20 protein-coding genes are annotated in these 23,709 nt (G+C 48.2%); 13 read left to right on the top strand and 7 right to left on the bottom strand.

Translation table 11 applies throughout. The annotated features are described in order from the left end of the window. The first annotated feature begins 3 nt into the window (after window positions 1–3). A complete protein-coding gene (locus tag GV64_RS22130) occupies window positions 4–1,182 on the top strand; it encodes a hypothetical protein (protein ID WP_020581772.1) in 1,179 nt (392 codons plus the stop codon). 54 nt (window positions 1,183–1,236) lie between these two features. Further along, entirely contained in the window at window positions 1,237–1,995 is a 759-nt protein-coding gene (locus tag GV64_RS22125; protein ID WP_020581771.1) for a TlyA family RNA methyltransferase, read from the top strand. Window positions 1,996–2,161: 166 nt separating this feature from the next. On the opposite strand, the gene GV64_RS22120 is transcribed toward GV64_RS22125, so the two are convergent. Further along, window positions 2,162–2,557, bottom strand: a complete 396-nt coding sequence (locus GV64_RS22120) for a hypothetical protein (RefSeq protein ID WP_020581770.1) — start codon at window positions 2,555–2,557, stop codon at window positions 2,162–2,164. 162 nt (window positions 2,558–2,719) lie between these two features. Here GV64_RS22120 and GV64_RS22115 point away from each other — a divergent pair, with 162 nt between their 5' ends. Next, on the top strand, window positions 2,720–4,177 hold the full coding sequence (locus tag GV64_RS22115; RefSeq protein WP_020581769.1) for a protein kinase family protein: 1,458 nt from the start codon (window positions 2,720–2,722) through the stop codon (window positions 4,175–4,177). Between the two features lie 107 nt (window positions 4,178–4,284). Here GV64_RS22115 and GV64_RS22110 read toward each other — a convergent pair whose 3' ends face one another. Both GV64_RS22110 and glpX read right to left on the bottom strand, forming a co-directional pair. Continuing rightward, the gene (locus GV64_RS22110) at window positions 4,285–4,548 is read right to left on the bottom strand and encodes a YihD family protein (protein ID WP_020581768.1); all 264 of its coding nucleotides are present in this window, start codon (window positions 4,546–4,548) and stop codon (window positions 4,285–4,287) included. A 92-nt stretch (window positions 4,549–4,640) separates the two neighbouring features. Beyond that, window positions 4,641–5,651, bottom strand: coding sequence for a class II fructose-bisphosphatase (glpX, locus tag GV64_RS22105; RefSeq protein ID WP_020581767.1), 1,011 nt, complete (start codon window positions 5,649–5,651; stop codon window positions 4,641–4,643). A 538-nt stretch (window positions 5,652–6,189) separates the two neighbouring features. Between glpX and rpsL the strand changes: the two genes are divergently transcribed. From rpsL to GV64_RS22080, 5 genes are all read left to right on the top strand, one after another. Continuing rightward, window positions 6,190–6,564, top strand: coding sequence for a 30S ribosomal protein S12 (gene rpsL, locus GV64_RS22100; RefSeq protein ID WP_020581766.1), 375 nt, complete (start codon window positions 6,190–6,192; stop codon window positions 6,562–6,564). A 179-nt stretch (window positions 6,565–6,743) separates the two neighbouring features. Beyond that, a complete protein-coding gene (gene rpsG / locus GV64_RS22095) occupies window positions 6,744–7,214 on the top strand; it encodes a 30S ribosomal protein S7 (RefSeq protein ID WP_026258156.1) in 471 nt (156 codons plus the stop codon). A gap of 18 nt (window positions 7,215–7,232) precedes the next feature. Further along, window positions 7,233–9,335: an elongation factor G gene (gene fusA / locus GV64_RS22090; protein ID WP_020581764.1), complete on the top strand. Its 2,103-nt coding sequence runs from the start codon at window positions 7,233–7,235 to the stop codon at window positions 9,333–9,335. A gap of 161 nt (window positions 9,336–9,496) precedes the next feature. Continuing rightward, the gene (tuf, locus tag GV64_RS22085; protein ID WP_020581763.1) at window positions 9,497–10,693 is read left to right on the top strand and encodes an elongation factor Tu; all 1,197 of its coding nucleotides are present in this window, start codon (window positions 9,497–9,499) and stop codon (window positions 10,691–10,693) included. An 84-nt stretch (window positions 10,694–10,777) separates the two neighbouring features. Further along, complete coding sequence (locus tag GV64_RS22080; protein ID WP_020581762.1) at window positions 10,778–11,206, top strand: GNAT family N-acetyltransferase; 429 nt, start codon at window positions 10,778–10,780, stop codon at window positions 11,204–11,206. 67 nt (window positions 11,207–11,273) lie between these two features. On the opposite strand, the gene GV64_RS22075 is transcribed toward GV64_RS22080, so the two are convergent. Next, window positions 11,274–11,936: a class I SAM-dependent methyltransferase gene (locus GV64_RS22075; protein WP_026258155.1), complete on the bottom strand. Its 663-nt coding sequence runs from the start codon at window positions 11,934–11,936 to the stop codon at window positions 11,274–11,276. A gap of 277 nt (window positions 11,937–12,213) precedes the next feature. Between GV64_RS22075 and GV64_RS22070 the strand changes: the two genes are divergently transcribed. Further along, complete coding sequence (locus GV64_RS22070; protein WP_020581760.1) at window positions 12,214–12,921, top strand: SapC family protein; 708 nt, start codon at window positions 12,214–12,216, stop codon at window positions 12,919–12,921. 468 nt (window positions 12,922–13,389) lie between these two features. Here GV64_RS22070 and GV64_RS22065 read toward each other — a convergent pair whose 3' ends face one another. The 3 genes from GV64_RS22065 to GV64_RS22055 form a co-directional block, all read right to left on the bottom strand. Continuing rightward, window positions 13,390–13,842, bottom strand: a complete 453-nt coding sequence (locus GV64_RS22065) for a ferritin-like domain-containing protein (protein ID WP_020581759.1) — start codon at window positions 13,840–13,842, stop codon at window positions 13,390–13,392. 128 nt (window positions 13,843–13,970) lie between these two features. Next, window positions 13,971–16,409, bottom strand: a complete 2,439-nt coding sequence (locus tag GV64_RS22060; RefSeq protein WP_020581758.1) for a glycogen/starch/alpha-glucan phosphorylase — start codon at window positions 16,407–16,409, stop codon at window positions 13,971–13,973. A 112-nt stretch (window positions 16,410–16,521) separates the two neighbouring features. Further along, complete coding sequence (locus tag GV64_RS22055; protein ID WP_157236955.1) at window positions 16,522–17,571, bottom strand: MalM family protein; 1,050 nt, start codon at window positions 17,569–17,571, stop codon at window positions 16,522–16,524. 448 nt (window positions 17,572–18,019) lie between these two features. Between GV64_RS22055 and GV64_RS22050 the strand changes: the two genes are divergently transcribed. The 4 genes from GV64_RS22050 to malF all read left to right on the top strand — a co-directional run bounded on the left by GV64_RS22050 (window position 18,020) and on the right by malF (window position 23,699). Then, the gene (locus GV64_RS22050) at window positions 18,020–19,390 is read left to right on the top strand and encodes a maltoporin (RefSeq protein WP_020581756.1); all 1,371 of its coding nucleotides are present in this window, start codon (window positions 18,020–18,022) and stop codon (window positions 19,388–19,390) included. Window positions 19,391–19,533: 143 nt separating this feature from the next. Further along, a complete protein-coding gene (locus tag GV64_RS22045; RefSeq protein WP_160171823.1) occupies window positions 19,534–20,553 on the top strand; it encodes a LacI family DNA-binding transcriptional regulator in 1,020 nt (339 codons plus the stop codon). Window positions 20,554–20,866: 313 nt separating this feature from the next. Continuing rightward, entirely contained in the window at window positions 20,867–22,060 is a 1,194-nt protein-coding gene (gene malE, locus GV64_RS22040) for a maltose/maltodextrin ABC transporter substrate-binding protein MalE (RefSeq protein ID WP_020581754.1), read from the top strand. 85 nt (window positions 22,061–22,145) lie between these two features. Beyond that, complete coding sequence (gene malF / locus GV64_RS22035; RefSeq protein ID WP_020581753.1) at window positions 22,146–23,699, top strand: maltose ABC transporter permease MalF; 1,554 nt, start codon at window positions 22,146–22,148, stop codon at window positions 23,697–23,699. Window positions 23,700–23,709 lie beyond the last annotated feature (10 nt).

Raw genomic sequence — 23,709 nt, 5'->3', positions numbered from 1 at the left:
GTAATGTCAAACTCGAGTGGGGTGACCAGTAAGAGCACTGTCACAAATGAGGTTACTGATACATTCCAGTACATACATGATAAGGGATATGGCAGCTTTAAGGGGATGGTGACTAAGGCTTTGAACTTAGTGGAGCCAATGGCACGGAAATTAGAGGAGTCATACGCTGAGAATTATAGATGGGCAAATACTGGTGCGGCGGTATTAGCCGGCATTGGAGGTACTCTCTGGCTCTGTTATGGATCATGGTCATTTATGCTTTGGTCCGTCGCACCGGTGGTGCCTGCTATGTATGTGGGGCACCGATTTACACAGCCGAATAATTCAGCTCGTGCTATAAGTCCTCAAGTAAGCCCTGAAGTAATTGCTGAGCCAGCTGCTACAAGAGATGTCCTGCTCAGAGCGGGCAATCATAATGAAGGTAGTTCCTTACGAGCTCTTGGTGTTGCTGATTCTCGCCCTCCTGATTCATCAAAATTACTGGAAACAGAACGAGATACTTTATCTGAAAGAGGTTCCGAACAAACAGCCTCAAAGATGATGGAAGGTGTTGGATGTCTTCTAAAAAACATTTTGGATTTGGTTGAGATGGCTGATGATCTGGCGGAGACGTATTCTATTAGTACGGTTAATTCTTTATACAAAGATGAGAAAAGAGCATGTGTTCCAGAAATAAAAGAGCGCCAGATAGTCCAGGCAAGAAAAGCTTTGAAGGCTTCGTTTTTTGTGACATTGCTGCAGCTCCAGTCATCAGATACAAATATTGCTGATACGGTTTATAGAGATACTCTAAAGGTTAAGAGAGGTGCTCATTTTTCCAGAATATGTGATTCTCAGAAGGTTGATTATGAAAAGCTGGCGAAGTACTTTCTCACTTATGCCAAGGACTCTGTTATGGGCTCAGAGCTCTTGAAAACGCCAGAAACCCAAGCTTTTCTTCTTAATTTATTTACACGCGGTTGGGATGTGCCAGGTCAGCAGGTTTCTGTCGCAAAAGAAAACATGAAAAAATTGCTATTTAATGATTGCCAAATGTTAAAAAAAGCGTTAAGTCGAGGTGTCGAGGCTGCTCATATAGTTACAGACAGTGCATACGGTTCACTATCAGCCCCAGTTGCTGATGGATCTTCAAGTGGCAACTTAAGGCAGCGAACACATAGCAGGCAGAGCTCCACAAGTTAGTGGGTTGTGTATAATGACGGGTCAGTAGCTATTGTTTGGTGACGTATTTTATTTATGCGCAGACTCGATCTTATTCTTGTGGATCAGGGTAAAGTTTCTTCTCGAAGTCGAGCCCAGCGTCTAATTAGTGAAGGCAAAGTGAAGGTCCGGCAATCCAGCGACTGGGAGATTCCAGTCAAAGCGGGGCAAAAATATCCCGACTGGGTTGAGGTTGATATCTGTCAGGATGAGCGTGATAACTTTGTTTCCCGAGGAGGGATGAAGCTGGCCGGTGCGCTGGAGATTTCAGGCTTGTCTCTGGCTGAAGCGACAATTATCGATGTAGGCCAATCTACCGGTGGATTTACAGACTGTGCTTTAAAGGCTGGAGCGGCCAGGGTGGTTGGTATTGAAGTCGGGCATGGCCAATTGGTTGAGGTTCTACGTAGCGATCCGCGTGTGGTTTGTCTTGAAGGAATGAATGCCCGTGCATTGCCTGTGAGCCTTCTTGAATATACGGACCAGCAGCAGGGGTTTGATCTTGCGGTTATGGATGTGTCATTTATCTCTCAGACCAAAATATTGCCCTCGCTGGTGCCGTTGCTAAAGAAAGGCGGTCAATTGCTCAGTCTGGTCAAACCACAGTTTGAAGTTGGCCCCGGTGGTCTGGGTAAAGGTGGGATTGTCAGGGATGAGAAGCTATATCCAGAGGTTGAGCAATCTATCAAAACCTGTTGCATAGAGCTTGGGTTGAAAGTTTGTGGGTACTTCGCTAGCCCAATTACTGGTGGTGATGGTAATCGGGAGTTTTTTATCTGGGCGGAACGGCATTAACACCGCTTTTCGCTGCCCGCCTCCCGCAAAAGCAACCCCGGGAGTTTCGGAATAGCCACCCTGTGATGAGTCCGTCACAAATAAGATTTATGCTTTATTCAGGTCGGGAAATACTGTGAAGTCCTTGGCCCGCAATATTTTGGCTTATATTTTGCGGGCAGTGAATTCATGGCCCCAGCCTCCATAGCCGGATGGGTAGCCGATAGTGGTTGACCACCGCTTTCAGTCGCTGCCAGTAGGTCTCGTCTTGAGCATGCTTTAATACCAGGACAATACCGGCTTGCTTGCTGGTCAGCATGCTGTAATCCAGTGCCTGGCCAACCGCTTCCGGCCATTTTCTGGCAAATTCAATTTCGATGGCATGGGTGTCGGTCAGGCAATCAATGCGGCGGCCATCGTCCATGCGTACCTCGACCTTTCCTTTCATTCCCCTGCACCAGACATTCTGGTACCAAGCCTCAACTGGTGCGGCCCATGTCGACCCATGGCCTGTGATGAGCAGAAGTATCGAGCTGACTTTTATCAGGTTGTACCAGAATCGAAGGCTGTCTTTGTTGGTCATCCATCGGTCCCAGACTGTTTGTGATGATAGCCATATCGGCATATACGGCCAGAAAACCAAGCGGTTAAGTGTGTTGTCAGTGTGACTGACCGTGGTGTCACTGTGCTTTACGTCCTGGTGAACTAAGCTGCGCCTGATTTTAAGGCTTAACTGAGGTGGCGTATGACATTGCCAATAAGTGGAGATAATACTGGCTGTCATTTTCAGGCTTTCCTGCGTGATGAAAATAACAGAGTGCAGAAGGCTTTTGCCAGACGTGTCGGCATGACGGAGCCGGATGATGGTTTGATGATTAAGCTGAGTGAAGAACGCTCTGGAATGGCAACTTATGAAATAACCCGTAGCAAAACTAGAAAAGACATGGATTCGGGTGAGCGGTGGACATTGGCTCTGTTTACTTCTGGAAAGCTTAAGTCTGGTTTCAGCGGGGAGAGGATTATTATCACACCAGAAAAATACTCATGGTTTGCTGAGGCGGGGCAGATTTCTATAAAAAAAGGCAGGTTAACCGGAGAAAGAGTGGGCACCTTAATGATGGTGAACCCAGAGAAAGTTCAGTTACTCAAGAAAAATAACCCTCGTACTTCTGGCTCTTGTCTTTCTGTTTTGTCCTCGGCTACTCGAAGGCTGTTTGCTGTCTGTCGGGCGGTAACGCCTACGGCTTCGTGCAGCCCCCGGAGTTCTGATGCTGTGGATTTTGAAAGTGATGAAAGTATCCACCAACTGATCGAGATGATAGCCATCACGGCCAGGCAGTCCTACATCTATGAACATAAAATAAATGGACTGCCAAAGCTGGTAGAGAAGGAAACTCTTCCCGGGTTGATCAATGGGTGGCCTCTGCTGAGCGGGCTGGGAGAGCAATACTCTGCCAGAAAAGACGCACTGCCGGTATCAGTGACAAAAATCGTCGCTGATATGAAAGCGGTGATAGGAACGATGGTATCTATGCATGATAAGCAATGGGCTCATGGAGATATCAAGCTGAGTAATCTCAGGAGGGTAGATGGCGTTCTGGGGCTGGCTGCTCCTGAACGCTTTAGCGTGGTTGGAGGGCAGCCAGGGCCTAATAAGCTGGGAGAAAAACGGTTTACTTTTTATAATAATGCCTGGCATGCACCAGAGTTGCGTTTTCCGGGAGAGGTCGATGATAAACATGTCTGGTCGGAACCGGAATGCCGTTTTCAGAGAGAGAGCCTGGTCAAAAAGACAATATTCAAGCCTTGGCAGTATACGCCCGCAACCAAAGAGGGAGATGTCTGGTCTTTCGGTGTTTTACTGGCGGTAACGATCTGTCGTATCCCGGGGGGGAAGGCTTTGCTGGAGAAAGAGGGAGTGCTGCAGTTATCACTGTCTGATTATATGACTGCGTCTGGCCAATTTAGTGCCGGAGTCTTTCATGAGGGCTGTGAAAAATTCCTGTCAGATAAGCGAAACCTGCTGGAACTGAATCTGCCTAAACAGGGATGGCTGCCTGAACAGAATGATACAATACGGTTACCAGGCAATGCTGAAAAACTCAGTCAACTTGTTGCTCTGGCAAAAGACTGTACAGGCCCTGATCCTAAGAAGCGTCCCAGTGCAGAAAGTGTGTATAAGAAGCTGGGTGAAATAAAGTGAGCGTGAGAACGCCGCCTTTACACCGGTGGCGGATAGGTTGTCATGACATTCAATGGCGTGAGCCGACACTCTGTGTAAGATCGTCGGCTGCCAATTTCAGGGTCGGTTTACTTGAATCCGCGGGCTTTCAGTAAAGCCTCTTTAAAATCAACCTCCACATCCTTGGCAATACCGGGGATCATGGCGTCCGGTGCTTCATTCTTCATTTTTAAATGATAGATCAATAGATCATCCGTCACTTCATTCAGGGGGGCTTTATGGCCAGCTTCTACAGCCAGGGTTTCGATGATCTGAACCAGGTTCAGGTGGCCCTGCTTTTGCCACTCAGGGGTGAGGAGTTCAATCAGTTCGTTAATTCTGTGACAGCTCATACATCAGTGCTCAACAAATGGCATAAGCAGCCTGGGGGAAGGCTGCTTATGGTTAGCATCGTTTTAAATACGATGCTGCTTAGCGGATAGAGTCAAAGGATGATGTTTTTTATGTCGTCATCCTTGCGATCCAGGTAGTGGCTGGATTGAATGCGGCGAATTGTACGGGATTTGCCGCGAACTACCAGAGTTTCAGTTGTCGCGATATTACCCTTGCGCATGATGCCTTGCAGCAGGTCGCCCTTGGTTATGCCGGTTGCAGAAAAGACAACGTTATCGGAGCTGGCCATATCATTCAGTTTGAGTACTTTGCCTGGCTCAACCCCCATCTCCCTGCACCGTTCAGCCTCCAGCTTGCCGGCTTCAATGTTCTCAGGTGTTTCTCCCTTGGCCTGATCTCTGGTGACCAGCCGGCCATGCATATCACCACCCAGGGCACGGATTACGGCAGCTGAAACAACACCTTCAGGGGCTCCACCAACACAGTACATCAGGTCAACGTCGCTGTCTGGCATGCAGGTTAGAATAGAGGCGGCTACGTCGCCGTCAGGGATGGCAAATACTCGGACCCCCATGTTTTGCATCATGTTAATAGCCGCATCATGTCGAGGTTTGGCAAGAGTGATAACGACCAGGCTCTCAATGGGCTTGTGCAGGGCGCGGGCAACATTCTGGATATTTTCCTTCAATCCGAGGTTCAGATCGATAACGCCTCTGGCTCCTGGGCCGCAGACCAGCTTTTCCATATACATATCAGGGGCTTTCAGGAAGGAGCCTTTCTCGCCAGCAGCAAGTACCGCTATGGCATTATTTTGCCCCATGGCGGTCATGCGTGTGCCTTCAATCGGGTCTACAGCAATATCAATGTGTTCGCCGGTTCCTGTGCCCACTTTTTCGCCAATATAGAGCATTGGGGCTTCATCGATTTCACCTTCGCCGATCACGATCTCACCGTTCATGGAAACCTTGTTCAGCATGGTGCGCATCGCTTCGACAGCTGCGCCGTCAGCTGCATTTTTATCACCACGGCCAAGCCATTTATAACCTGCCAGGGCAGCAACTTCGGTGACTCGTGAAAATTCGATTGCCAGTTCGCGTTTCATTGAGTTTTAAACTTTAAAGGTGAGTGTGGAGGCGACTTTAGCATATCTGCGGATGCACTGGCATAGATACTGGTACGGTTGCTATCAGGTGTGTCTTTTTACGATTTATGAAATCGAAAAAATTGTTGTTAGTCATTGGTTTATCTGTGTTTTTTGAAGCGAATATGTTATTTTTTACAGGTGATTGATCTTTAGATTTAATACTGTTCTCCTCTTTTTCAGGCTACTTTGAGGCTGGTTGTTTAAAGAATTACTCCGAATAAATGGCCTGTTTATCAAATATTGGGTGATTCCGCGTGTTTTATGGCTGAATCCCCTACTTGACGTTGCTTTCTCTGATCCGTAAAATTTCTGCGCTTTATTTTGCCCTTGGTCCACTTCTTGTGAGCAGCTTGTGAACAAGTAGTGATGGGGCGCTGCATAAGCCGGTTAGTGCCGGCTTTTGCTGTTTAAAGCAGGAGTTTGGACTGCTAATTCCTCTGACAGTTCAGACTCAACACTTAGAAACGGTTCTCGAATAGAGATTGGAGTTTGCTGAATGGCAACAATTAACCAGCTGGTGCGCAAGCCCCGTAAGCGCAAGGTTAGAAAAACGGACGTGCCTGCGCTGCAGGCCTGTCCTCAGCGTCGTGGCGTATGTACTCGTGTGTACACCACTACCCCTAAGAAGCCTAACTCTGCGCTGCGTAAAGTATGTCGTGTGCGCCTGACTAACGGCTTTGAAGTGACTTCCTACATCGGTGGTGAAGGTCACAACCTGCAGGAGCACAGTGTTGTGCTGATCCGTGGCGGTCGTGTAAAAGACTTGCCAGGTGTTCGTTATCACACCGTTCGCGGTAGCCTGGATACTCAGGGTGTTAACGACCGTAAGCAGGGCCGTTCCAAGTACGGTACCAAGAAGCCTAAGTCTTAATCGCCTGATTAGCTTAAGTTTCCGTCTGTAATGCTTGAAAGAGCGATATGGGCAAAACACTCGAAAGAGTCAGAATTTAATATCAGGTTGATGAGAGTAAGGCCAGGTCAGAGTGCTTTCTTAGTTTAAAGTTACTGATGATCCTGGATTACCTGAAGACCGACGTAGAGGGCTTATCAATGCCAAGAAGACGCGTAGTCGCTAAGCGCGACGTATTGCCAGATCCTAAGTTTGGTAATAAAACACTCACTAAATTCATCAACCACGTGATGGTTAGCGGTAAGAAATCTGTCGCTGAGCGGATCGTTTATGGTGCTCTGGACGTTGTTCTGGAACGCACCAGCAAGGAGCCTCTGGAGCTGTTCGAAAAAGCTCTGGAAACTATCGCTCCAATGGTAGAGGTTAAGTCCCGCCGTGTCGGTGGTGCGACTTACCAGGTGCCTGTTGAAGTTCGTCCTGCTCGTCGTACCGCTCTGGCGATGCGTTGGCTGGTAGACGCTGCGCGTAAGCGTGGTGAAAAGTCCATGAAGCTCCGTCTGGCTGGAGAACTGATGGATGCTGCCGAAAGCAAGGGCGCGGCTGTTAAGAAGCGTGAAGACGTGCACCGTATGGCTGAAGCCAACAAGGCATTCTCCCACTACCGTTTCTAAGTATCAGAGGATTGAATCGTGGCCCGTAAAACCCCGATCAACCGCTATCGCAACATTGGTATCTGTGCCCATGTTGACGCGGGTAAGACAACTACTACAGAGCGTGTACTGTTTTACACCGGCCTGAGCCATAAGATTGGTGAAGTTCATGATGGTGCTGCTACCATGGACTGGATGGAGCAGGAGCAGGAGCGTGGTATTACCATCACTTCTGCAGCAACTACCTGTTTCTGGCGCGGTATGGATGCTCAGTTTGATGAGCACCGCGTTAACATCATCGATACCCCAGGACACGTTGACTTTACTATCGAAGTAGAGCGTTCTCTGCGTGTTCTCGATGGCGCGGTCGTTGTACTGTGTGGCTCTTCCGGTGTTCAGCCACAGACTGAAACCGTATGGCGTCAGGCTGACAAGTACGAAGTTCCTCGTATGGTCTTCGTAAATAAAATGGACCGTACCGGTGCTGATTTCGAAATGGTTGTCAGCCAGCTGCGTGAGCGCCTGAGTGCTAACGCTGTACCAATGCAGATGACCATCGGCGCTGAAGATGATTTCAAAGGTGTGGTTGATCTCGTGAAGATGAAATCCATCATCTGGAACGAAGAAGACCAGGGCATGACCTTCAAATACGAAGACATTCCTGCCGATATGGAAGAGCTCTGCGCAGAAATGCGTGAGTACATGGTTGAAGCCGCTGCTGAAGCCACTGAAGAGCTGATGGAAAAGTACCTCGAAGAAGGTGATCTGTCCGAAGAAGAGATTAAGGCCGGTATCCGTGCCCGTACTCTTGCTAACGAGATCATTCCTGTCTTTGGTGGTTCTGCCTTCAAGAACAAGGGTGTACAGGCTGTTCTGGATGCCGTGATCGAGCTGATGCCTTCTCCAAAAGAAGTTAAAGCGATCGAAGGTGTTCTGGATGACGCTGAAGGTACTGTGGCAACTCGTGAAGCTGACGACAAAGCGCCGTTCTCTGCGCTGGCGTTCAAAATCGCGACTGACCCGTTCGTGGGTACACTGACCTTCATCCGTAACTACTCCGGCGTTCTGAACTCCGGTGATACGGTTTACAACCCGGTTAAGCACAAGAAAGAGCGTGTTGGTCGAATGGTGCAGATGCACGCGAACAACCGTGAAGAGCTCAAAGAGTGTGTGGCTGGTGACATCGTTGCCCTGATCGGCATGAAAGATGTAACTACTGGTGACACGCTGTGTGCGATGGACAGCATTATCACTCTGGAACGCATGGAGTTCCCAGAGCCGGTAATCTCCGTTGCTGTTGAGCCAAAGACTAAAGCTGACCAGGAAAAAATGGGCATCGCACTGGGCAAACTCGCTCAGGAAGATCCATCTTTCCGTGTACATACCGACGAAGAAAGTGGTCAGACCATTATCTCCGGTATGGGTGAGCTGCACCTGGACATCATCGTTGACCGTATGCGTCGCGAGTTCAAGGTAGAAGCCAACATTGGTAAGCCTCAGGTTGCTTACCGTGAGAAGCTGAAGGGCTCTGTTGACGCGAACCACAAGTTTGCCAAGCAGTCTGGTGGTCGTGGTCAGTACGGTCACGTTGTTGTTGAATTCTCACCTGCCGATGCTGGCGAAGAAGGTCTGGAATTCATCAACGAAATCGTGGGTGGTGCTATTCCGAGAGAATACATCCCAGCCATCCAGAAAGGTATCGAAGAGCAGATGAAGAACGGCGTTATTGCCGGTTACCCATTACTGGGTCTGAAAGCTCGTCTGTACGATGGATCTTTCCACGATGTTGACTCTAACGAAATGGCGTTTAAAATCGCTGCTTCGCAAGCACTGAAGAAATACGCGCCACAGGCCAACCCAGTGCTGATGGAGCCTATGATGAAGGTTGAGGTGGTAACACCAGAAGACTACATGGGTGACGTTATGGGTGACCTGAACCGTCGTCGCGGTATTGTTCAGGGCATGGAAGATCGTTCTTCCGGTAAAGTGATTAACGCTCAGGTGCCGCTGGGTGAAATGTTCGGCTACGCTACCGACCTGCGATCAGCAACTCAGGGGCGTGCAACATACACCATGGAATTCCATGAGTATGCCGAAGCGCCCGCCAGCATTGCTGAAGCGGTCATTAAAAACCAGGGTTGATATTGAACTGGGGGTTCTAACCGTCTGAGTTATCGGAAATGGCAGAATTTTTTATGTTTTTTTATCATGAGAAATTCTTTCCGGTGAAAATGGCTGTTAGAATGCCCTGCTTGGTATCACTACCCCGAAATCGAACTATCTATAGCTAAAGGTTAAGAGACATGGCTAAGGAAAAATTTGAACGCTCGAAGCCGCACGTAAACGTCGGCACCATCGGTCACGTTGACCACGGTAAAACTACCCTGACTGCTGCACTGACTCGTGTATGTGCTGAGACTTGGGGTACAGGTACAGCTCGTGCGTTCGACCAGATCGATAACGCTCCTGAAGAGCGTGAGCGTGGTATCACCATCTCTACTGCACACGTAGAGTACGATTCTCCAAATCGTCACTACGCGCACGTAGACTGCCCAGGACACGCTGACTACGTTAAGAACATGATCACCGGTGCTGCTCAGATGGACGGCGCTATTCTGGTATGTTCTGCTGCTGATGGCCCCATGCCACAGACTCGTGAGCACATCCTGCTGTCCCGTCAGGTAGGTGTACCATACATCGTTGTATTCCTGAACAAAGCAGACATGGTAGACGACGAAGAGCTGCTGGAACTGGTTGAAATGGAAGTTCGTGAACTTCTGGATACTTACGAGTTCCCAGGTGACGACACTCCAATCATCATCGGTTCTGCCCTGATGGCTCTGAACGGCGAAGACACCAACGAAATGGGTACTTCTGCTGTTAAGAAGCTGGTAGAAACTCTGGACGAGTACATCCCAGAGCCAGAGCGTGCTATCGATCAGCCATTCCTGATGCCTATCGAAGACGTATTCTCTATCGCTGGTCGTGGTACTGTAGTAACTGGCCGTGTTGAGCGTGGTATCATCAACGTTGGTAACGAAGTAGAAATCATTGGTATTAAAGACACTACCAAGACTACCGTTACTGGTGTTGAAATGTTCCGTAAGCTGCTGGACGAAGGTCGTGCAGGTGAGAACATCGGTGCCCTGCTGCGTGGTACCAAGCGTGAAGACGTTGAGCGTGGTCAGTGTCTGATCAAGCCAGGAACTGTTACTCCTCACACCAAGTTCGAAGCTGAAGTGTACATCCTGTCCAAAGAAGAAGGCGGTCGTCACACTCCATTCTTCAAGGGCTACCGTCCACAGTTCTACTTCCGTACTACTGACGTAACTGGTGCTGTAGAACTGAACGAAGGCGTTGAGATGGTAATGCCTGGTGATAACATCAACTTCGTTGCTACTCTGATCAACCCAGTAGCGATGGAAGAAGGTCTGCGCTTCGCGATCCGTGAAGGTGGCCGTACCGTAGGTGCTGGTGTTGTTGCTAAAATCTTCGAATAATAAATTTTCTATCGAAAATTTATAAGCGAAACCCCATAGAAACCCCGGCCTTTGCCGGGGTTTCTCGTTTAGGAAGGAAAGTAAGTGAGTGTTGAAGTTGCAGCATCAGAGGATTACCCGGAGCTGCTGAGGGTCTGGGAAGACTCTGTACGTGCTACCCATGACTTTATTACAGAGGACGATATTGAGTCCTTTAAGCCTATGATTATGGAGCAGGCTTTTCCTGCGGTGGAGCTGTGTTGCCTTAGAAGTAATGGGGTGATTCAGGGCTTCGTCGGAGTCTATGGGCAAAAAATAGAAATGTTGTTTCTCCGTAATGACGCTCGGGGGCGTGGAATCGGCAGGCAGCTGCTGAGTCACGCTATTGACACCTTAGGTTGTAACAAGGTGGATGTTAACGAGCAAAATCCACTGGCGGTTGGTTTTTATCAGCATTGTGGGTTTGTGATTGAGTCTCGCTCTCCTCTGGATTCCCAGGGAAAGCCATTTCCTATCCTTCATATGGTGCTCTGAATGAGCATGATTAAGATGTTTATTAACTCTCAGTTACCACACTCAGTGTGGTAAGACCCAAGCACTGTTAACGTTTTATAGCAATAGAAAGCCCATCAGAAATAGGCAGCAGCATCATATCTACACGGTTGTCTTGGTGAATCTTCTTATTCAACCTTTTCAAAGCTGAAGTATTTTCATCACTTGTATTATCATCCGCTACTCTGCCGCTCCATAAGACGTTATCAATAAGAATAAGTCCTCCAGGGCGAATCAGTTGCAGGCACTGTTCATAGTAAGTGTTGTACCCCGTTTTATCGGCATCAATAAAGGCCATGTCAAACTGATTTTGTTCACCTTGTTCAATCAGTTGTTTGAGCGTTTCAGATGCAGGGGCTAAGTGTAGTTTGATCCGATCAGATACCCCGGCTCTTTCCCAGTAAGATTTTGCTATGTCGGTGTACTCACTATTGATGTCGCAGGCAATCAGCTCACCATGTTCAGGTAGTGAAAGAGCTACAGAGAGAGCGCTGTAGCCCGTGAAAACACCAACTTCAATCGCTCTACTAGCATTGGAAAGTTTTGTGAGCATCGCCATGAGCTGTCCCTGTTCTGCAGAAATTTGCATTGTCCGGTGAGGGTGATGGCTCGTGACTTCGCGTAGCTCTTTTAATACGGAGTGCTCCCGGAGACCTACGGAATACAGATACTGATAGATAGTGTCGTTTAGTTGTAGGGTTTCAGTTGACATTATTGTAATGACCCTTTTGTTTTGTGAAAGAAAATAATGCAAGAATATTTCTTGAGTTACTGACTACAAAGTCAGAATTAAAAGTTTGAGAGTGAGATTTATTATTCTGTGTACTTATTCTTTTTATGGTAATGATGAATCCTTTACAAGCATATAAAATTATATTTGTTGATCCCTTTTAATGCCTGTGTGAGAATTTTAAGCTCAGTGCAGCTCGATAAAGTTACCTTGTCTATTGAAACAAGAAGGTGAAAAGTAAGAGAGGCGGACCCTAATTATGACAACATTACTGTTTTATAATGAGCCAGCATTTCTAAATCGTGAGGTGCATAAAACGCTCAAGTTCAAGGCATCTCCGGACTATTCATTTACGGAAGATGTAAACTCTGTACCGCTGACGGGTATTGAGTTTTTTGAAGCAAGTCGTGATATGCCTGTGCTTTTCAGTAAGGATGATAAGGGTGATTTCTTCCCGTTGGCTCTGCTCTCGTTAATGGACTCAGGGCATAAGCATTTGGGCGATGCTGGCAGCTGGAATGATAGTTATATCCCTGCATTTGTTCGTCGCTACCCTTTTGCTCTGACGGATGAGGGAGCAGTTTGCTTTGATCAGAAAGCCAGCCAGTTTGATAGTGATGAGGGTGAGAAATTATTTGATGACGCGGGGGAGAATACTGAAACATTGAATAATATTATTCAGTTTCTTAATAATTATGATCAGCAATACAAGAATACCCTTGATTATTGTGAGGAATTGAAAGCGCTTAATCTGTTATCTCCGTTTAATCTCCAGATTCTTTTAGAAAAAGATAAACCCTTAAGGCTTGAAGGGTTATTTGTTATCGATGAGAAAAAACTGACATCCATTCCTGAAGAAAAAGTGAATGCCTGGTTTGGTTCGGGCTGGTTGGCCTGGACTTATGCCCACTTGCACTCTTTAGGTGCGCTAAACCGCTTGGTTAAGCGGCAGAAAGATCGTCCGTAACAGTTTTGAGTATTATTTTGGGCTTTCATTTGAAGGCCATTGAAACTTATTTTCAGCATTTATCAGCAGGTTAAGTTGCAATGAAGAAATATAAAAGTCTTAGTCAGTAAGTCCACTTATGGTGCTTTTTAGCAATGGGCAGAAATGAAACTGTAGAAGCTTCTAAAGTGGTTGGCACGTTTAAAGATAGGCTACCACTGTAACGCTGACTGGCAAACTTACAAGACCCGCCTCCTGGAAGATAAACAGATTCTAGGTAAGTAAGTTAGACAGAGGATTGAACAACAGAGTCTGACGTTGAGGAGCCGCTTGAAAGCTTGATGAATTGATGAAATGAATGCAGAGCTTCTCAAGGTCCAGAGAAATTCATAGCAAGGCTACTGATGGATTTATATACAGATCTTTGATGGACTTACAGATAATACCAGCCTGTATGCCCGTATTACCTGTCACTTTATAGACTGACAGTCAGACGACACTGGCAATCTCACCCGGCTTGCGCAGCATTTTGTCGATATCACCAATATGCTGCTCTTCTTCTGTAATCAGCCGACGGGCATACTCTTCAACAACAATCAGGTGAGATTTTTCGGCTAGCTGCAGCAATTCGTAGTAATGTCTTACTCCTGATTTCTCGAACTCCAGAGACTCAATCATAATATCGTGAATATCATGCTTCGATGTTTCCAGCAGCTCACCAATACCCAGTGATGGGTGTTCTCCCATCTGGGTGATCATCTCTCCTGCTTCATGGGCGTGGGTCAGTGTTTCTGTGGCAGCACTTCGCAGCCAGCCAACGATAGGAATACGACTGTAGCCAAACACCATAAAGCTATAATGGGTATAACGAACAACACCGGCCAGTTCATGTTCGAGAATAGTATTAAGCTTGGCAACAATGGTTTGTTTGTTATCAGTCATAGATACTCCGATTCTGACTACAGGTCGAAGTATTATTATAGATGGCGGAGTCATTATGGATGGTGGTGCAGGGGCGGGTAGTCATGGAAACTGACCTGGATAAGCCAGTTTCCATTTTTTAGTGACCCCTATTCTCCCCAGACTTTTTCTGCATAGTCAGCGATTGACCGGTCAGAAGAAAAGCCACCCAGTCGAGCTGTATTCAGCACTGCCTTACGCCACCAGAGCCTTGGCTTACGGAAAGTTTCAGACACTTTCTGCTGAGCTTCTCGATAACTCTCAAAGTCAGCCAGCGCCATAAACTGATCACGGTGCATCAGGTCTTCAGCAACGGGCTTCAGAAGGTCGGGTTTGTGCTGGCAGAAGGAGCCATTCATCAGGGAGTCAATGGCCCGCTTCAGTACAGGATTGCTCTCATAGTAATGGTACGGGTTGTAACCCTGCTGTTGCAGCGCGGCAATCTCATCAACGGTTTTTCCGAAGATAAAGATATTGTCATCACCCACCGCTTCGGCAATTTCCACGTTGGCGCCGTCCAGGGTTCCGATGGTCAGCGCGCCATTCAGGCCGAGCTTCATATTTCCGGTACCGGAGGCTTCAAAGCCTGCAGTGGAGATCTGCTCGGAAAGGTCAGCAGCAGGAATAATCTGCTCCGCCAGACTGACGCGATAATCCGGCAGGAATACCACTTTCAGACGGTCATCCAAACGACGATCGTTATTGATAACCTGGGCGATTTTGTTGATGGCCAGAATAATCTGCTTGGCCAGTACATAGCCGGGTGCTGCCTTGGCGCCAAAGACAAATACCCTTGGGGTATGGTCTGCATCCGGGTTATCCAGCATTTCGTGATACAGACTGATGATGTGCAACAGGTTTAACTGCTGACGTTTGTACTCGTGCAGTCGTTTAATCTGAACATCAAACAGTGCGTTCGGGTTAACGGTGACCTTACACTCTTTCTCAATCAACCGTGCAAGCCGTTCCTTGTTTTTGAAGCGTACGTTGGCGAATGCATCCAGGAAGTCTGGAGATTCAGCCAGAGGCGTCAGTTTTTCCAGCTGATCAAGGTCAGTACGCCAGTCGGTGCCGATATTGCGGTCCAGCAGTCGTGCCAGGCCCGGGTTACAGTGAGCCAGCCAGCGTCTTGGGGTGACACCGTTGGTAACGTTTACCAGCTTGCCGGGGTATAGCGCATCAAACTCGGGGAACAGATTGGCTTTTACCAGTCCGCTGTGCAGCGCGGCAACGCCATTGACCCGGCGACTGCCAATCACAGACAGGTTGGCCATGCGGATCATGCGATCACCATTGTCCAGCTCTTCGAAGATACTGACTTTCTGGATGATCTCGAGATTATCTCCCCACTGCTCTTTGGCTTCGCCGTTCAGGAAGACATAGTTGATCATCTCAATGATCTGCAGGTGTCTTGGGAGAATGCGACCCAGCAGGGACGCGGACCATTTTTCCAGGGCTTCTGGCAACAGGGTATGGTTAGTGTAGTGACACATTTCCTGGGTGATGGCCCAGGCCTGATTCCAGACCATGCCCTCTTCGTCCATCAGCAGACGCATCAATTCAGGAATGGCGATGGCCGGGTGCGTGTCGTTCAATTGCAGGGCGTAGTGTTTTGCCAGACTGCCCATTGGCAGGCCACGCTGTTTGTGCTGGCGGATAATGTCTTTAAGGGAGCAGGCAGTGAAGAAGTACTGCTGGATCAGCCGCAGGTCCTTGCCCTGTGGCGTTGAGTCTTCTGGGTAGAGAACACCGGAAATGGTATCGCCATCCACCAGGTTGCGGCAGGCTTCCAGGTACTCACCCTGGTTATACTTGTCCAGATCAATCGGGTAGGCACCGACCAGACTTTCCCATAGACGCAGGCGGTTTACATATTGGCCACCAAAGGATGGAATGGTGATATCCCATGGCACACCGAAGAGTTTTTTGCTTGGTACCCAGCGATTATTGCCATCGTGATCCATTTCCATATGACCGAACAGGCCAATTTCTACGGTTTCTGATGGACGGCAGGTTTCCCAGGGGCTGCCAAATTCACGCCAGACATCTGGCTTTTCTTTCTGGTAACCATCCACAAAGACCTGACGGAACAGACCATAACGGTAGTTGATACCGTAACCGGTGGCTGGAATATTCCGGTTGGCCAGAGAGTCCATAAAGCAGGCGGCCAGACGACCCAGACCACCATTGCCCAGCGACATGTCCCGCTCCTGATCCAGTACGTCAGACAGGCGGACGCCGTAGGATTGCAACAAGGTGGCTGCGGTTTCATAAAGACCAAGATTCATCAGGGCGTCACCCAGCAGGCGACCCATTAGAAATTCCATGGAGAGGTAGCAGACATGCCGCTCTTCCTGGTTTTCATCCAAACCGCTTTGTTGCAGCTGATCCAGGTTGATGTCTCGCAAGGTCAGTGACAGTGCCTGCCACCAGTCATGGGCTGTTGCCCGCTTGGGGCTTGTACCCAGCTCACGACGCAGGTGCTTTTCCAGTTCTACAGTAAATGAGTTGTTGTCCATTAGGGTTGTTTCGCTCTTTTTCTTACTCACAAATAAGATCCCTGATAATGGTGGTTCTCGGACAGCCTCCTGGCTGCTCAAAAAACGCCAGTAATTTTTAAAGCTATGCTTAGGGCTGGCGGTATTATTGGCTTATTGCTGCTTAAAAGGCTCTGTCCATCTCATTGGCGAAGCGCCTGGCTTCGTCAACCAGGAGAAGTGCTCGACTGGTATCACCGGACATAAGGGCGTTAATAATGCCGAAGTTGAAGTAGTGACGGACTTTTTCTGCAGCACTGGCGTTATCGGCAGGAGATGCCGGTAGTTTCAATGTCGTTTTATCCTGACCATAGGTATTGATGAAGGTTTGCTCAGCCTGGCTGGCCGTGGTCAAGGTTTCCTGGCGGAGTTGCATGGCCTGAGCAGTATTGCCCTTTTCCAGCTCAGACTGGATATGACGAATGGCTTCATCAATCATTACCTCCACATTACGGTCACTTTTGATGGCCTTGTGGGCAGCCGTTGGCACCATTCGGAGTTTACTGTCCACTTCCATGCTTTGTCGTGCTCTGACAGTTTCCGGTGTGATGGGGGTTAGCTTGATCTGAAGCTCACCATGGTTGGTATGTATGGCCTCAATATCTGCAACAGGCGGTGGAACCTGCCCTCTGGCTTCTGCATAGGCTTTGGCTTCATTAAAAAGGGGCGTCTTTTCCTGGCGTAGCTGATCTGTAGTGTAAACCAGCAGGTATTGAGCGCTGTCGCCGGGATTAACCTGCAGGGTTGTGCTGATATTTTCAGGGGACAGGAAATGTCTGGGGTGATAGGTCATCTCTTCCGCTGTCAGTCGATTAACTGTCTGGTATTTCTCATCCAGAATCAGTACTTCCGGATAAAAGACAGAACCATTATTCATTGTCCGGGAAACCAGGCTGGCAATTTCTACCGTATAAGGGGCTTCTTCAGGCAATTGATAACCAATGACCGGTGTAACACCACCATAAAGAGTCATCCTTTGCATTGCTTCATTAATAGTTCTGGTTAGCTTTTTCTCTGAGCCAAGGTTCAGCGTCTGGTATTGAACATCCGAAATATTATTGATGATGGATGGCTGAACAGTGGCAAAGGATGGCTGTTCAGGGTGATTCCCTTTATCAATGGCTGTGCAGCCACCTAGCAGCGTTAACGGTATTATCCAGAGGATAGACTTCACTGTATTTCGCCCCCGAGCTTTCATTTTTGGTTCATCATTCGTTGTTTTATTATTTGTCTAATAAATAAACAATGTATTGAATGAATATGTTAAATATTACGTTGATTGTTTTAAATACAACAGGGTTAAAAATAAATTATTAAATTTCTGTAAACGATTACATGTTGATATGAATCACAATCAACACTTTTTATCAGAAAAAAAATAAAAATACCGATTAATTTCGGTAAACGTTTACAGATTGATTTAAATCACAATTATCTTGCATCGGATTTTTTATAGTATTTCTCCCATAAGCAAACAGTAAGTCACAGCTAAGCAACTTTGCTAACAGCGCAGTGGGTACTGATTTGTTTTTGCCAGAACAGGCTGTTCTGCCCGGCTTAGGGGAGCTAATGGGCAGGATTGACCGGATTAACAAAAACACAAACACCTGAGTAGTAAATCAATGTCAAACTTGAAGCGTCTTCCGCTGGCCGGTGCTATTGCTGCTGCACTGATGGCCTCTTCCGCCATGGCAGCCACTGTTGATTTTCATGGTTATGTTCGTTCCGGTATTGGTGCTTCCGCTGGTGGTGGTGACCAGGAAGCGTTTGGTGCTGTGGGTGCGGGTTCCAAATACCGTCTTGGTAACGAAACCGAAACCTACGGCGAAATCAAGCTGGGTTCTGAATTGTTCAATAACGGCGAACAGTCTTTTTACCTGGACAGCAACATGGCATTCAGTGTTGATCAGGCCAATGACTGGGAAGGCACTGATCCGGCATTTCGTGAGTTCAACGTCAAGGGCAAAGGTGTATTGGGCTTTGCTCCAGAGGCTACCCTCTGGGCTGGTAAGCGCTTCTACAAGCGTCATGACGTTCATATGTCCGACTTCTACTACTGGAACGTTTCTGGACCAGGCGCTGGTGTAGAAGGCATTGACCTTGGGTTTGGTGACTTCAGTTTTGCCTGGGTGAAGAGCAGCACCTCTTTTGATTATTATGCCTCTGAAAACGATGCAAAGAATCGAAATGATGTTAAGTCTTTTGATATTGACCAGAATATTCTTGATTTCCGTCTGGAAAATATTTCAGTCAATCCTAATGGTTCGTTAACCGTTGGCGTTGACTACGCTTTTGGTAATCCTTCAGGCTCCTTTGGTGGTGGCTGGAAAGCAGATGGTTATGATGCCGGCGGTAACGGGCAGGCCGCGGAAATAGATCCAATTGCTGAGTCTGATATGGACGACACTGGATATATGTTGACCCTTGAACACACCCAGGGTGAGTTCTTTGGTGGTTTCAACAAGTTTGTTGTTCAGTATGCGACAGATGCCATGACTGCCCATGGTTTGGGTTCAAATGGGCAGGGCGTTTCTGCGCTGACTTCCGATAACCTCGATGGTAACGACTTCTATCGCATCATGGATCACGGTGTTGTAGGTTTGGGTGAAAACGTTGAAATGCAGTACCTGGCCAGCTACAACAACCTGTCTTTCAAAGAAGCAGGCAAGCCTGATCAGACCTGGATAAGCTTGGGCGTTCGTCCAGTTTATTTCTGGAATGACATCATGAGCACTGCTGTAGAGCTGGGTTATGACCAGGTTGATAATGCATTCAAAACCGATGCCGGTGACTGGAAAGACTCCAAGCTGACCAAGCTGACGGTTGCCCAGCAGTGGTCTGCTGGCCGCGGGTACTGGGCACGTCCTCAGATCCGTGTATTCGGCACCTATGCCAACTGGAATGATGATTCCAAAGGCCAGATCGGTGGTGAAGCATTTGCCAATGATACTGACGGATTTACCTTCGGTGTCCAGATGGAAGCCTGGTGGTAATAATCGGCTGAAAATCTCCTGAAACTCCCTCGTGTTGCTATGGCCGCCTCCGGGCGGTCTTTTTTTAACTCCATATATGCAATAACATGGCCGGTGATTTTTTTCTTCTCCCCGATTTCAGTAAGGTCTCGTCGGAAAGCCGTATGTCGACAGAGCAGGATGAGTCTTCCCAGACCCCTCAGGTAACCATTCATCACGTTGCAGCCTGTGCAGGGTTATCCATTGCCAGTGTCAGCCGGGCGCTGAATGGTGAAAAGTACGTTTCAGAGAAAACGCGGCAGAAAGTCATGGAGGCGGTTCGTGAGTTGAATTATCAGCCGAACTACGTTGCTCGGCAGATGCATCGGCAGAAGCAGTTCTCGATTGGCGTCGTACTGGGCAAGGATGCGGGGACCTATACACCCTTTGCCATGAAAGTCTATGAGTCTCTGCAAGCATCGTTCCAGCAGCGAGGCTACCGGGCACGGCAGGCTCAGTTCCTGAAGAATGGCAAATTAAAGGATACGTCTGCAGGCTACATAACGATCGGGTTGCACGAGTCTGATCCCCGCTATGAGGTCATGCACAATTCATCCTCTATTGTTCTGGATATTGGTGAGGCAAGAAAAAGTGGACTCTGGGTTTCATCGAATGATCAGCAGGGTGGGTATCTGGCCACTCAGCACCTGATCGAATCCGGTTGCCGTGATATTCATTTTATCTGTCTGCATGAAAAGCACAGGGTATCGCGATTCCGTTATCACGGTTATCTGGATGCCATCAGACAACAGGGCTTGACGGTCTATGAACCGATTGCCGTTGGTGACGATGCAGGCACACCGGCACTGGATACCTACCGGTCACTGACCCGGCTTTTCCAGGCAGGTCTTAAGGCGGATGGCTTTGTCTGTTTTGCGGATACTCTGGCCACAGGTGCCTGCTCAGCTGCCAGTGATTTTGGCTTGAAGATACCGGATGACCTGTCAGTGATCGGCTATGACGGTATTGTTGGATACGGAAATATAGATCTGTCGTCTATTCGGCAGGACATTGATGGCCTTGCAGACAGTGCTGCAGAACTCTTAATTGATGCTATGAAAAGCGGTGAGATGAAAGGTCGCTCTCTTGATGTCAGCCTTACCGCTGGAAAAACCACCCGCCCTCATAAATCAATAGCCATATAATCAATATGGCTATTTGCTGCCTTAACAAACAATCACATTCACATCAAATAAAACCTGTTCTTTAAATAACGTTGTTAAAGAAAAGTTAACAGAAAATTTCTGGAAACGCTTACAGATTGATTTAAATCATCATCTTAAAAACGTGACCGATGAATACTTTCCCCGGTTCCACAGGAATGGTCAGGTTGTGCCTCTGATAATCAGTTTTTCTTAATTGATTCAGGAAACAGGCACTGAGTTAACCTGATATTCATAACAATTAGATCAGCGACCGAATACTAGCTGTGTTATCCGATGTTCCAGGAGTGGGGAAATGAGCAAAACCAATAATATTTTCGTAAAAACTCTGGCGGCGGCTGTAGCTGCATCCACATTGTTTGCCGGCAGTGTTCAGGCTTTCAGTGAAGACGAGCTGGTTATCTGGGTAGGGGGCGATAAGGCTTACAACGGTATTCGTGAAGTCGGCAAGCGTTTCGAGGAAGAAACCGGCATTAAGGTGAAGGTTGAGATTCCTCAGAACATCACTGACCGCTTCCAGCAGGCAGCTTCTACCGGTGCCGGGCCTGACATCATGCTCTGGGCTCACGACCGCTATGGTGAGTGGGCTGCCAGTGGCTTGCTGGCGCCAGTCAGCCCATCGGCAGAGTTTAAGGCGGATGTCGTAGAAAAAGGCTGGGAAGCCATGAGCTTTAAAGGCAAAACCTATGGTTACCCCATTTCCATGGAGTCCATCAGCCTGATTTATAACAAGGATATCATTCCTGAAGCACCAGCCTCTTTTGAAGCAATGTTTGAGTTGAATAACAAGCTGGCGAAAAAAGACATAAAAACCATCATGTGGGATCAGGTCCAGCCTTATTTCACCATGCCAATGCTGGCAGCTAATGGCGGTTACCCATTCGCCTATGAGAATGGCAGTTACAACATCAAGAAGACCGGTGTAAATAACGATGGCGCCATGAAAGGTGCTCAGATGATCACCAAAATGATCGACGCTGATGTTCTGCCGCGCGGTGTGGATTACGGTGTCATGGAGTCCACCTTTAACAATGGCAAAGTCGCCATGATGATCACTGGCCCATGGGCCTGGTCCAACCTGGACAAGAGTGGCATTAACTATGGTGTGGCTCCACTGCCGTCTATTGATGGCAGCCCATCCCGTGCATTTGTTGGCGTCTGGGGCGCAGCTCTGAACAACGCCAGTCCGAATCAGGCTTTGTCTGCCGAGTTCCTGGAAAACTATCTGCTCAGCATCGATGGTCTGAAAACCATGAACGCTGATGTTCCACTGGGTGCGGTGGCGAACAGGGAACTGATGGCTGAACTGCAGAAGGACCCACGTATTGCCGCTACCTGGGCGAACGTTGAAGCCGGTCTGCTGATGCCAAACATTCCGGAAATGGGCAAGTTCTGGTCTGCCATGGAATCTGCGCTGCGCAATATCACCAGTGGTCGCCAGGTTGCTGATGCGGCATTGAACGACGCGGCATCACGCATCGTTAATTAATTCTGATTGAGCCAACTTGCCGGTTTTTCCATTGGGATAAACCGGCTGCCTCTTTTTTTGACCATTGTGCTTTCTGGAGTGTTCAATGAGTGATGTTGTGCTGGGGAGCGGCACCAACCGAATCGGCAATGGCCTTAAATGGGCGCTGGTAGCAGCCATTAACCTGCTTCTTTTATACGGCGTGACCCTGATGTATGCCCAGGGAGAGATGGCCTTTGCTTTGCTGGTGCTGATTATTACGGCAACGGCTAACTGGGTTTTTCTCAGCAGTAAGGCGTACAGTTACCGCTATGTGTTTCCTGCCCTGGTTGGCGTACTGGTTTTTGTGGTCTTTCCACTGATTTATACCGTCAATATTGCCTTTACCAATTACAGTTCTACCAACCTGTTGAGTCTGCAGCGGGTTAAAGAGATTCACCTTGCCAAAACCTATGAAACTGGCGGTGGCAGTTATGGCTTCTCCCTCTATCAGAACGGAGAAAGTTATCAGCTGAACTTGCAGGGCAAGGGTGACAATAAGCATTCCTACACCACGGAAGATTTTTACCTGATGGGCGCCGAAGGGTTGGACGCTATTCAGGTCACTACCCTTGACGGTTCATCAGAGCCTGTAGGTGAAAAACTGGCGATCAAAGAATTGATCAAGCTTCGGCAGGGTTTGAAGAAAGTTCAGATAACACTGCCCGATGGAACCGGTCTGGCCATGACGGGTTTGCGTTCTTTTGGAGCGATTGCACCGGTTTATCAGGTGGGAGATAACGACACATTAATTGACAGTCGCAGTAGTGCAGTACTGACACCGGATCATGCCACTGGCTTTTATATCGATGAGCGTGGTGAGCGTCTTTCTCCCGGTTTTACCGTTTACACAGGCTGGGACAACTTTATTCGGGTAACCACCGATGAAGGGGTTCAGGAACCTTTCCTCAAGATCTTTGTTTGGACAGTGTCGTTTTCTGCGCTGACTGTGGTTTTCACGCTCGCCGTCGGCCTGCTGATGGCCTGTCTGATGCAGTGGGAGCCATTGAAGGGCAATGGCGTCTATCGCCTGTTTCTGATTCTCCCTTACGCTGTGCCCGCCTTTATCTCCATTCTGATTTTCCGAGGATTGTTCAATCAGAACTTTGGTGAAATCAATATGGTGCTGAATGCCCTGTTTGGCCTTCGACCAGAGTGGTTCAGTGATGAAGGGCTTGCCCGTTCCATGCTGCTGATCGTGAATACCTGGCTGGGTTATCCCTACATGATGATTCTCTGCATGGGACTGCTGAAGGCGATTCCAGATGATCTGTATGAAGCCTCTGCGATTGATGGTGCGGGCCCTGTGGATAACCTGATGCGTATCACGCTGCCAATGATTATTAAACCATTGACGCCTTTATTGATTGCCAGCTTTGCCTTCAACTTTAATAACTTTGTTCTGGTCGAACTGCTTACCGGCGGTGGTCCAGACATGATTGGGGCAACCACACCTGCTGGATCAACGGATCTGCTGGTCAGCTACACCTACCGGATCGCCTTTGGCCAATATGGACAGGACTTCGGTCTGGCATCCGCCATTGCCACCATTATCTTCCTGATGGTGGGTGTTATTTCCTGGCTCAACCTGCGGGCCACCAAGAAACTACAGGAGAGTTAAGGGGGCGGTT

It is taken from the genome of Endozoicomonas elysicola (assembly GCF_000710775.1).
Lineage (GTDB): Bacteria > Pseudomonadota > Gammaproteobacteria > Pseudomonadales > Endozoicomonadaceae > Endozoicomonas > Endozoicomonas elysicola.
Note: the sequence above shows the minus strand (reverse complement) of the source record. Positions and strands in the feature narration are given on the sequence as shown.

What these genes read in the sequence shown, in the direction of transcription:
- tuf (WP_020581763.1), top strand. Translation starts at nt 9,497, where the DNA reads ATGGCTAAGGAAAAATTTGAACGCTCGAAGCCGCACGTAAACGTCGGC.
- GV64_RS22045 (WP_160171823.1), top strand. Translation starts at nt 19,534, where the DNA reads ATGTCGACAGAGCAGGATGAGTCTTCCCAGACCCCTCAGGTAACCATT.
- glpX (WP_020581767.1), bottom strand. Translation starts at nt 5,651, where the DNA reads ATGAAACGCGAACTGGCAATCGAATTTTCACGAGTCACCGAAGTTGCT.
- GV64_RS22125 (WP_020581771.1), top strand. Translation starts at nt 1,237, where the DNA reads ATGCGCAGACTCGATCTTATTCTTGTGGATCAGGGTAAAGTTTCTTCT.
- GV64_RS22065 (WP_020581759.1), bottom strand. Translation starts at nt 13,842, where the DNA reads ATGACTGATAACAAACAAACCATTGTTGCCAAGCTTAATACTATTCTC.
- rpsG (WP_026258156.1), top strand. Translation starts at nt 6,744, where the DNA reads ATGCCAAGAAGACGCGTAGTCGCTAAGCGCGACGTATTGCCAGATCCT.
- GV64_RS22070 (WP_020581760.1), top strand. Translation starts at nt 12,214, where the DNA reads ATGACAACATTACTGTTTTATAATGAGCCAGCATTTCTAAATCGTGAG.
- GV64_RS22115 (WP_020581769.1), top strand. Translation starts at nt 2,720, where the DNA reads ATGACATTGCCAATAAGTGGAGATAATACTGGCTGTCATTTTCAGGCT.
- GV64_RS22050 (WP_020581756.1), top strand. Translation starts at nt 18,020, where the DNA reads ATGTCAAACTTGAAGCGTCTTCCGCTGGCCGGTGCTATTGCTGCTGCA.
- rpsL (WP_020581766.1), top strand. Translation starts at nt 6,190, where the DNA reads ATGGCAACAATTAACCAGCTGGTGCGCAAGCCCCGTAAGCGCAAGGTT.
- GV64_RS22120 (WP_020581770.1), bottom strand. Translation starts at nt 2,557, where the DNA reads ATGACCAACAAAGACAGCCTTCGATTCTGGTACAACCTGATAAAAGTC.
- malF (WP_020581753.1), top strand. Translation starts at nt 22,146, where the DNA reads ATGAGTGATGTTGTGCTGGGGAGCGGCACCAACCGAATCGGCAATGGC.
- GV64_RS22130 (WP_020581772.1), top strand. Translation starts at nt 4, where the DNA reads ATGTCAAACTCGAGTGGGGTGACCAGTAAGAGCACTGTCACAAATGAG.
- GV64_RS22075 (WP_026258155.1), bottom strand. Translation starts at nt 11,936, where the DNA reads ATGTCAACTGAAACCCTACAACTAAACGACACTATCTATCAGTATCTG.
- GV64_RS22110 (WP_020581768.1), bottom strand. Translation starts at nt 4,548, where the DNA reads ATGAGCTGTCACAGAATTAACGAACTGATTGAACTCCTCACCCCTGAG.
- malE (WP_020581754.1), top strand. Translation starts at nt 20,867, where the DNA reads ATGAGCAAAACCAATAATATTTTCGTAAAAACTCTGGCGGCGGCTGTA.